General features: G+C 34.4%; 8 protein-coding genes and 1 pseudogene. 2 read left to right on the plus strand and 7 right to left on the minus strand.

Annotated features, from left to right (window positions below):
• Positions 1 to 9: 9 nt before the first annotated feature.
• From CN692_RS19555 to CN692_RS19575, 5 genes and pseudogenes are all read right to left on the minus strand, one after another.
• A pseudogene (locus CN692_RS19555) lies at positions 10 to 924 on the minus strand (IS1595 family transposase); the annotation flags it as partial.
• A gap of 116 nt (positions 925 to 1,040) precedes the next feature.
• A complete protein-coding gene (locus CN692_RS19560; RefSeq protein ID WP_098120792.1) occupies positions 1,041 to 2,009 on the minus strand; it encodes a DUF4822 domain-containing protein in 969 nt (322 codons plus the stop codon).
• Positions 2,010 to 2,064: 55 nt separating this feature from the next.
• Positions 2,065 to 2,739 (minus strand): ankyrin repeat domain-containing protein, encoded by a 675-nt coding sequence (locus CN692_RS19565; protein WP_098120793.1) that lies wholly within the window; start codon positions 2,737 to 2,739, stop codon positions 2,065 to 2,067.
• 302 nt (positions 2,740 to 3,041) lie between these two features.
• A complete protein-coding gene (locus tag CN692_RS19570) occupies positions 3,042 to 4,676 on the minus strand; it encodes a peptide ABC transporter substrate-binding protein (RefSeq protein WP_373605048.1) in 1,635 nt (544 codons plus the stop codon).
• A 133-nt stretch (positions 4,677 to 4,809) separates the two neighbouring features.
• The gene (locus tag CN692_RS19575; protein ID WP_098120847.1) at positions 4,810 to 5,994 is read right to left on the minus strand and encodes an amidohydrolase; all 1,185 of its coding nucleotides are present in this window, start codon (positions 5,992 to 5,994) and stop codon (positions 4,810 to 4,812) included.
• Positions 5,995 to 6,158: 164 nt separating this feature from the next.
• Between CN692_RS19575 and CN692_RS19580 the strand changes: the two genes are divergently transcribed.
• On the plus strand, positions 6,159 to 7,079 hold the full coding sequence (locus tag CN692_RS19580; protein WP_098120795.1) for a S66 peptidase family protein: 921 nt from the start codon (positions 6,159 to 6,161) through the stop codon (positions 7,077 to 7,079).
• A gap of 151 nt (positions 7,080 to 7,230) precedes the next feature.
• Here the strand turns inward: CN692_RS19580 and CN692_RS19585 are convergent, their stop codons facing one another.
• On the minus strand, positions 7,231 to 7,917 hold the full coding sequence (locus CN692_RS19585) for a response regulator transcription factor (RefSeq protein ID WP_098120796.1): 687 nt from the start codon (positions 7,915 to 7,917) through the stop codon (positions 7,231 to 7,233).
• The gene (locus tag CN692_RS19590) at positions 7,914 to 9,362 is read right to left on the minus strand and encodes a sensor histidine kinase (RefSeq protein ID WP_098120797.1); all 1,449 of its coding nucleotides are present in this window, start codon (positions 9,360 to 9,362) and stop codon (positions 7,914 to 7,916) included. The genes CN692_RS19585 and CN692_RS19590 overlap by 4 nt, the downstream gene beginning before the upstream one ends.
• A 321-nt stretch (positions 9,363 to 9,683) precedes the next feature.
• Here CN692_RS19590 and CN692_RS19595 point away from each other — a divergent pair, with 321 nt between their 5' ends.
• Positions 9,684 to 10,592: a nuclease-related domain-containing protein gene (locus CN692_RS19595; protein ID WP_098120798.1), complete on the plus strand. Its 909-nt coding sequence runs from the start codon at positions 9,684 to 9,686 to the stop codon at positions 10,590 to 10,592.
• Positions 10,593 to 10,677: the final 85 nt, after the last annotated feature.

A 10,677-nucleotide genomic window follows, 5' to 3' on the forward strand; every position in this document is an offset into this window, starting at 1 on the left:
GATTCTTAATTAAATGATTAACCTCGATTGACGAATACCTTCATTTGTTAAATGATGGTCACAATGACTTGTTCGTACAAATACCTCTTTAATATTTGATGTGGTAGCATCGAATCCTTTCATTTCAAGGAACTGAAACCATGCCAAATAATGATCGAGATATTTGGTCACGACTCCTTTAAAACGATCCATCCATTGGCTTAAACGAGCGTGATAGCCATTGACATTTTGAATATAATAAATACCTTTAATGACATGCCCAGTCGTTTTTGAGTTGATTCGATAATGTTCTATGTTTTTTTCTTTTACATAAGTCATGTAAGCACGCCATGCATCAGTACAAAGGATGCTATCAGGTTGTAACAAATGTCCAATCGTTTCTTCGACTTTCGGTTTCACGATTCTGCCTAAACATGCAACCTTAGCTACGGTTTGTTTAGTTCGATCACGAGCTACTAATACGCAGACTTGCTCCTTGCTAATCCCACGATAAATAGACACTCCGCTACGCTTACGAGCTTGACGACCAGTAATTCCATTTTTTCCTTTTTCAGAGTAAAGGAAATACGTTTCATCCATTTCAACAATCCCGTCGAATCCATCAATTTTCATAACCTTTAATGCATTGAGAATCTTATGTCTCCAATAGAATAAACTAACCCATGAAACTCCAAGAATTTGTTCACATTTACGCAGAGAAATCCCTTGAAACATAAGTTTAATAAATTCACACCAATAACGAGGAAACCGAGTACCATGCATTGGCGTATTTGTCAGATCGTTAAATGTTTTCCGACAAGCCTTGCAACGATACCTTTGACGACCTTTATATTTACCAAAACGGACGATATGCTCACATGTGCAATGCGGACAGATGAATCCCTCTGCAAATCGAGTTTCACGAATCTCCTTCACAAGTGTGCCTGGTTGAACAACAGGAAATAGTGTGTTTTTCAATGTCCAAAAAAGTATCAACAATCTTTTTTAACAGAGCCATAAAAAAAAGAATGGATTTCTCCATTCTTTTTGATGAATCGTTTTTAGAAACTAAACATTGGTTTAAAATCACCTTTATAAGGTTCATGTTCTACGAATACTGTTATATCCTTACCATCTTTGTCCTTACCAGTTCTTTTATAAGTAAATTTCTTATTATTAAGTTCAGTTAGCTCAAGTACAGCACCATATTTATTCGTTCCAATCGAAACATGTGCTCTAATTTTATTTTCGTGGGCAATATCGAAGTAACCATAGTCACCGCGGCTTACGCCTGTATCAAGATTGAAAAACTCATATTTATTCGTTTTTTCATCAAATTTTGCTAAACTAATGAAATTCGTATTAAATTTAGTCACATCATTACCTTGTTCATCAACTACTTTTGTACCATTCCATAGTGTTCTACCTAAAATTTTATCTCCATCAACTTTTTTTACAATATCTCCTGTTGTTGAATTTAACTGCTTATCTGGATCGGTAAAGGCAAGCTTCTTTCCTTTAAATGGAACATGTTCTACAAATACTTCTACATCGTTACCTTTAGAATCTTTACCCATTCTTTTATAAGTAAATACATTTTTATTTATTTTCTCCATATCAACTACAGCTTGATAATTCATTGATTCTGAAATAAGAATTCTCTTTTTACCATCATTTGTAATAAAAAATGTCCCTTTATCCCCACGACTTTGTCCCGTTTTAGCATCAAAAAATTCATATCTACCAGATTTCGCATCGTATTTAGCAAGTCCAATAAAATTTGCGTTCTCTTTCGTTAAATCGTGATGATTCTTATCATATACCCTTGTACCTTGCCAATCTGTGCTGCTTAAAATTGCAGACATTTCTTGTCCTTTAGTTAATTTGTTTACTTTTTTAGGTATTTTATATGCCTTTTCGTGCTTCTGTTTGTTCTGTTCAACTTGTGCATTTGCTGCTGTATTGCAACCTGTTAATACTAATGTGACTCCAAGTAGTACTGATGAAATTGTTTTTGTTTTTTTGTTCATATTATTTTTCTCCTTTTTATAAGTTCTCCTATTTAATGGGGCTATTGAACTTTGTTTATTTTGCTCCAGCATTTATTAAAATCGCTTCGATCTCTTTAAATCCTTTTTCACGTGCATGTTGTAAAGGTGTGACATTTTCATGATCAGATATATTTACATCTGCTCCGTAATCTATTAAGGTTTGTACTATTTGCTGTTGTGTTTGATTTCCATTGTTTAAAATTATCGCTTCTAACAGGGCCGTCCAGCCAAGATTATTAACGTGATTAATATTAATCTTAGTATTTGTAAGAAGTTCTTTTACGACATTTATATACCCATGTTCTGAAGCGGGAATCAATGCAGTTCCATCATAGCGGTTTGTAATTGTTGGATCTGCACCTGCTTTAATTGTAAGCTTTAGAATATCGATTAATCCTTCTGCACCAGCATATAAAAAGGGATTGTTTTTCATCTGGTCTTGAATATTGACATCTGCACCTGCCTCAATTAGTACTTTTGCAGTTTTAACGTCATTGTTGTAAGTTGCAATCATTGTAGCAGTTCGACCATTTGAATCCTGTGCATTAATGTTCGCACCATCCTCAATAAGTTTTCTAACAGTATCTGCTTCTCCTAACTTTGCTGCTTGAAATAGTTGCTCATTCAATGTTTTTTCCCCCTTTTCAAATAAGGCACAACCTTGTAGCAAAAGTGTACAGCCTATTACAACTGCGATTAACTTCCACATAAAGTACAGTGTCCTCCTTTTGCAATTACATACCATCATGTAAAATTATCAATTATTCCTGGGAAATTTCACTCCATTCAATTTTCATTTTTTAGACCTTCGTTCGTCTGAAACCTATATTAAACCTCAAATAAAAACTCCTACTAAACAAATTCTTAACAAAGTATAAATTTTTTAATAATATTTATTTATAGCTAGGTTTTGCTTAAATAGTTGTTTATGAACAAAAAAATCGACTGTCTAATTAGACAGCCGAGATGAACTCAAAGACAACTAAAGCATATTTCCTTCAATTAAAGCATTTATTTTTTTATGTAAGCCCATTTATAGGAATTTTTCACCCCATATGGGTGATTGTATACATTTTTCACATAAGATTTTTCCAAATAAGCCACACCATTCTGATACATTGGTGAAATAGCTGCATCCTTTTCTAACAATTGCTTTTCAGCCTCTGCTAAAGCTTTCCATCGCGATTTTGGATCCTGAAGAAGAGTCGTTTTTGCTTTTGTGATCAATTCGTCATACTTAGGATTTGAATACGCTATGTTATTGTTTGTTATCCATTTATCCAAAAATGTCATCGGATCTGGATAATCAGGTCCCCATCCTGCAAGAGACATATCGTACTGAAGATTATCTTCGAGTGCAAATTTAGGTTGTGCAGGTTGCATCTTGATATTCACTGTTAAACCAGGAAGATTTTTTTCAAGTTCAAACTTCAAATATTGAGAAATTTTCTTATTACTATCGTCTTCTGCGATCAAAAGCTCTATAGCAACAGTTTGTTTACCAAGCTCCTGTTTTGCCTTTTCCCAATATTCCTTTGCTTTTTCAATATTCGTTTTATTGAAATCTCCTGTTGTATCATCGAAATCTTGCCCATCCGGACCATATGCCAAATTTTTAGCGACAAAGTAGTAAGCTGGTGTTGAACCGTTATTTAAGAGTACGTCTGTAATCTCTTTTTTGTTGTAGCCCATATCAATAGCTTTACGCGCATTCACATTTTTTAAAATAGCATTTTGGTTATTTAGCTTTAAATAAATAAGTCTTCCTTCTTGCGCTGTTTTAAATTCTTTATCGCTTTTATACTTGTCCACAAATTCAGCAGTTAGACTTACCCGATCAATTGCTCCTGTCTGATATAGATTGATAGCTGTGGCACTATCTTTCGCAATATTAAAATTGATTTCATCTAGTTTTACTGTATTTTTATCCCAATATTCTGGGTTTTTCACAAGTTTAAAGCTTTGTTCATGCTTCCATTCACTCATTTTGAATGGGCCGTCATAAACGACTGAGTTTGCTTCCATACCGTAATTCTTGCCCTGCTGCTCTACAACTTTTTCATCCTGAGGCATGAATGGGGCAAGTGTTGTCAAACTCAGAAAATACGGAACTGGATTATCAAGTTGTACTTCTAGCGTATGATCATCGATCGCCTTTACGCCCAATTGGTCTACAGGAAGTTGCTTTTCATTTATCTTCTTTGCGTTCTTTACATCATACATGATGTAGGCATATTGTGAAGCAGTTGCTGGATCTAATGTGCGTTTCCATCCATATTCAAAGTCATGCGCTGTCACTGGATCCCCGTTCGACCATAATGCATCTCGCAGTTTAAATACATATGTCTTTTTGTCTTTACTTACCGTATAGGATTTTGCAATTCCTTGTACTGGTTGGCTGTCTTTTCCTTGTCTGAATAAGCCCTCCATCACATTGTTTAGCACACTAAGAGTAGTAGAGTCTTCCACAAGGGAGGAATCCATTGATGAAAGCTCAGATGTTTCAACTAAACGAAGCGCTTGTTTATCATGTGATTTACTTAAGCTCTCGACCGTTGTTGCCTTATCTTTTTGAGTTGCACATCCAGAAAGTACAATACCCATGCTAAGTAGTATAGCTGTTAACTGTTTGGTTTGTTGATTCACTGAAAACTTCCTCCTTACATCCATATAATATTCTGTATAATTATTATAATATTCTGTATATTGAACGTATTACCTCTTTAAATATTCAATTTATCGAACAAATCGAACGAAGTGCCTACTCAAGATTCTGCAACTAGTTATTACTCAAAAGATTACAAGCTGCTTGCAGGAACATGTTAACGCCAATAACAAGAGATTCTTCATCAATAGTAAATCTTGGATGATGATGTGGATACGTACTTTCACTTTCCTCTGCTCCTGAACCAATTTTAAAGAAACACCCATCTGCTTTTTGTAAAAATGCAGAAAAGTCTTCTCCACCCATAGATGGTTTGATATATTCAACAGACTCACTTCCGTATACCTCAATTGCTGTTTGTTCCAGTACTTTTGTGACTGCATCGTGATTTATAACCGGTCTGTACCCATATCGGTAATGACAGGAATAATTTGCTCCATGGGCTTCGCAAATCCCTTTTACAATTTGCTCAATTCGTTCTTTGGCATCGTGTCGCAATTTTTCGTCAAAGCAACGCACTGTACCAACAATTTCAGCAGTATCAGGTATGATATTATCAGCTGTTCCTGCATGAAATTGAGTAACAGACAGGACCCTTTGTGAAAATGCATCTGTTGTCCGCGAAACAATATGCTGCAAATTTGTTATAATTTGCGCACCAATTGCGATGCTGTCCACAGTATCTTCAGGATGCGCGGCATGTCCACCTTTGCCTTTGATTATGATATGAAACGCATCAGGGGCTGCCATCATCGGACCGTATACGATCCCGATTTTCCCGACTTCCAAGCCAGACATGAGATGCAAGCCAATTACGAAATCAACACCATTCATTACTCCAGCTTGCACCATTTCCTCGCCTCCACCTGGAAATTGTTCTTCAGCATGTTGGAAGAGGAAACGAATTTCTCCATTAATTTCATTTTTATGTTTTGCCAAAATTTCAGCCGCTCCAAGTAAAATCGCCGTATGACCATCATGACCACAGGCATGCATTACGCCAGGTACAGTAGAAGCAAAATCAAAGCTGTTTTCTTCAACAATCGGCAGAGCATCCATATCGGCACGAATTGCCAGCGTTTTACCTGGCTTTCCACCGACTAGTCTGGCCATTACGCTATATTCGGTCGGACGCGAAATCTCTAAATTCCCGAATGAACTCAACGTATCGAATACAAATTGTGAGGTTTTTTCTTCTTGAAACGAAAGCTCTGGATATTTATGCAGGTGTCTTCTCCATTGCACTAGCTTATCTTTTGAAATCTCAGTTTTAAATATTACATTTTCTAAGGATTTCACTTCAACATCTCCCTTGCTTATTTTCAATTGTTAAATTCTATTTCGTACAGATAATCCCCTCCTAATATATATATTATATTTCTTAATAAAAACTAACTTAGATGAGGAAATTGCTACTAAAGATAGAATATATATAAGGTGGCATTCAAATTGGAGGGAAAAAAATGCGAAAACCGAATGGATTGAATTTAGGTGATACAGTGATGATTATTGCTCCATCAAGCCCGCCGAATATTGACAATGTGATGAAGATGAAGTCAAAAATAGAAAAAGCAGGCCTGCATGTTTTGATTGGTAAAGGAGTGAAAGAAAAGCGCGGCTATCTAGCCGGAAGTGATGAAAACAAAGTATCGGACTTACATGTTGCCTTTTCCAACGCCGAAGTTAAAGCTGTGCTTTGCGCAACCGGAGGATATGGAAGCGGCAGATTACTACAAGACATAGACTTTGGACTCATTAAAAACAACCCTAAAATCTTTTGGGGTTACAGTGACATTACAGCCCTGCATATTGCTTTTCAACAAAAAGCTAATTTAGTGACGTTCCACGGACCTATGATACAAGAATGCGGCGCAGATCATGTTCTTGCAGAGACAATCGCTTCTTTTAAGCAATTATTAGAACCTCTTTGTTTCACCTTCACAGCTTCTGAAAAAAATACATACCCTGCTTTTTCACATTCTGTCACTGCCCAGATGACTGGTGGCAATCTAACGGTTTTAACAAGCACGATCGGTACACCGTATGAAGTGGACACAAAAGGAAAGATTTTATTTATTGAAGACATACAAGAAGAACCTTACCGAATTGATCGCATGATTAATCAATTGCGTTTGGCAAAGAAGTTTGATGATTGTGTTGGAGTTATCTTTGGAGACTTTAATGATTGTGGACCGCAAAAACGCCAAGCATCCCTTACGATACCGGAAATAGTGTATGATCATATTGTCCCGCTTGGATTGCCAATTCTTAGTGGATTCCCTATTGGTCACTGTTCTCCAAATTACGGTGTACCATTTGGAGTCCCTGTTACAATGAACGGAGCGGACCAAACTTTATCATTTGAACCTGGAATACAGAAATAGAGATTGTATGTAACAATATTTACTATTCAATTATTGTCCTATTCTTATAGAACTGATTTCTAGATCAACAGCTGCTGATAGAAAGAAATTTTCAAATTCAATAATCTTCTAAATAAAAAACCGTCACTTAGTGGCGGTTTTAAACTGTTCGTTATACATTAAATCGATACCCCGCTCCCCAAACTGTCTCTAAGAACTTTGGGTTTGCAGGGTCTCTTTCTATTTTTTCACGTAATCTACTAATATGAACCGTCACAGTTGAAACGTCTGCTGCTGACTCGAGCCCCCAAACCTTTTCATAAAGCTGTTCTTTGCTTAATACTTGATTAGGGTTCATCACAAAAAACACCATCAAATCAAATTCCTTTGTCGTAAATGGTACTTCTTTTTCGTTAATAAAAATTTTACGAGCTGAGCGGTCAATTGATATACCATGAACAAAAATTATTTTTGAAACATTATTGTTTCCTGCAAGTCGATCATATCGTGATAAATGCGCTTTTACTCTTGCAACTAATTCACTTGGACTAAACGGCTTTGTTATATAATCGTCCGCTCCTAAACCAAGCCCTCTAATTTTATCAATATCCTCTTTCTTAGCAGAGACAAATAGTATAGGAATATTTTTTACTGCACGTATTTCTTTGCAAATTTCAAAACCATTTTTTCCTGGAAGCATAATATCCAAGATGATTAAATCATAATTTCCGTTTAGAGCATGCTGGAGACCTTCATCTCCATTATGCTGAATATCTACACGAAAATCATTTATTTCTAAATAATCTCTTTGCAATTCCGCAATACTTACATCATCTTCAATTAGTAATATGTCTTTCACTTTTTCTCACCTTTCTTTAAGGAGAAGAATATACTTGTCCCTTTACCAAACTCACTTGAAGCCCAGATTTTTCCTCCATGCTCTTCAATAATCTGTTTTGCGATTGCAAGTCCTAAACCGCTACCGCCAGTTTGAGAATTTCTTGATTGTTCTGCACGGTAAAAACGTTCAAAAATAAATGGTAATGCATCCGAATCGATTCCTTGGCCATTATCTGTAACTTTTACAATCACTTCATTCAATTCTTCCTCAAGTAAAATTGAAATTTTCTTTTCTTCTTTGTTCATATATTTCACACAATTACTGATTAAGTTTGACAATACTCTTTTTAATTTCTCTCGGTCTGCTGTCACATTAATTGATTTATTCAAAAGAATGAATTCTATATTGATACCTTGATGAAATAAATCCAAATAAATTTCATCTACGTAGTTTCCTAAATATTTATTAATCTCGACAGTTTCAAAATGAAACGGTTCTTTTTTTAGATCCAGTTTAGAAAATAAGAATAATTCATCAATCAATGAATCCATATCCTTCGCTTTCGAATAGACAGTCGATAAATACTTATCCATTTTCTCAGGTGTATTTGCAACACCATCCTTAATCCCTTCCACATATCCAATAATTGAAGTTATCGGTGTTTTTAAATCATGTGAAATATTCGACAAAAGCTCCTTGCGATTTTCCTCATATTGAATTTGGAGATTGATTGACTCTTTTAATTTTATTCTCATTTCCTCAAACGCCTTATTTAATTCACCAATTTCATCAGTAGAATTCGTAACAATTTCAAAATTCAAATCACCAATTTTAATTTTTTTCGCACCTTTTTTAAGTTTAGAGATTGGTTTAATGATGCTTCGGGAAACTAAATAATTTAACATACCTATAATGATGATAAATAATAAAAGCAATAACCCTATTAATATTGGAAACAAATTTCGTATAACCTCTGTATATGAACTTGCCTTCTTTAAGACGAAAATGCTCCCTTGACTTTGATCTGGGAAATAAAAATCAAATTTGACATAAGTAAAAAATACATCATTTATTTTTATCGTATCGCGAGTATTAATATTCGTCTCCTCAAACCCAGGCAGAGCTTGTACCAACCTTTTTTCATCAAGCGATTGTGAAGCATACTCAATATTTTTTCCTTTTCGAACAACAATACCGATATTTTTATGCTCAATCCTCTTAATCTCTTGCTTATTTAGTAATTGATTTGGATTATGTTTAGCAAGAAGCTTCAAATCAAGAAACACACTTTCTTCAACTGTAGTCAAAGGTTTTTGAACATAAGTCTTTTTGTAAAGTCCTTCTACTGACTTTACATCCCCTGTTATCGCAAAAATAATTAAAAAACCTGCTGCCAATAATAATGTGAACGAAAAAAGGATCACCCCAACATATGACAACAGAAACCTCATTTTAATTGACATTTCTTTCACTCACTTGGTATTAAAATTTTATAGCGATCATTGTTTATTCTTAGCATAACATTTAGCTTCGTAAACTCCTCAATTTAGAATAAATGATCAATTTCTTTAGAAATTAAGTGAACTATATCATATAAATCTTAAAAAAGTGTAACATTTTTATGAAATAAGTCTAAACAAATCCTTTAAGTAAAGTTTAGTTAAATCGAAAAGAGATTACCTTATTTAAAATAGCCCTTTTCTAACCTTGGACAGAAAAAGTCATCAAACCTTCAAATTATTAGGATTATTAATATGTAATAATAGATTGAAAGGACGTGAAATATGAAAAATTTAAAAGAACGAATTGAATCAAATCATTTGAGGATTTACAGGAGTTTGCATGTTAGGAATGGGCTATCAGATGAGGATATCACATACTTATCCTTTTTAGAAAAAGGGTACGAAGGTGAAAAGAAATTTGATGCATGGACGTCTGAATTGTCAGATAATTGGCTTTTTTTAAATGATTTATCATTCGAATGTAACAAATCAGAATTCCAAATTGATTCGATGGGAATAACTGGAGATTCGATCTATTTATTTGAAGTAAAGAATTACATTGGAGATTATTTTATAGATGAAGATAGATGGTATACAAACCCAAAGTCCGAAATAAAAAACCCCTACGACCAACTTAAAAGAACCGAATCCATGTTTCAAAAATTACTATCTGACCACAAGATTCATTTCAAAATTAAACCATATCTAGTTTTTGTTAACCCCGAATTCTTTTTATATCATGCCCCTATGAATCTACCTATTATTTTCCCATCACAATTAAACCGCTTCATAAACCAATTAAAAATGCAACATTTCAACTTAAATGCGAATCATTTTAGAGTGGCCGAATTATTATTATCACTACATAAAACGGAGTCGAAGTACACGCACTATCCGGATTATTATTATGATCGGCTGGTGAAGGGGATTATTTGTGTTAAATGTAGTACTTTTTACACAGAGGTAATTAATGGTAAACTAACCTGTCAGTACTGTGGCTATGATGAAAAACTATGCAATGGTCTATTAAAGAGCATTGGCGAACTTAAATTCCTCTTTCCAGAAAGAAAAATTACAACTAATTCTGTTTATGAGTGGTGTAATATTTATAAATCAAAGAAAGGTATTTGGAAAATCCTTCGTAAAAATTTCAAAAAGAATGGACATGGGAAATATAGTTATTTTGATTAAGTGTATTAGCTTTGATACCATTGCAATGCTATAATTTTTGCTTGTCTTCCTACTTATGAATACTTTATAAGTAGGTTTTTTTATT

Source organism: Bacillus sp. AFS002410 (assembly GCF_002556365.1).
Taxonomy (GTDB): Bacteria; Bacillota; Bacilli; order Bacillales; family Bacillaceae_G; genus Gottfriedia.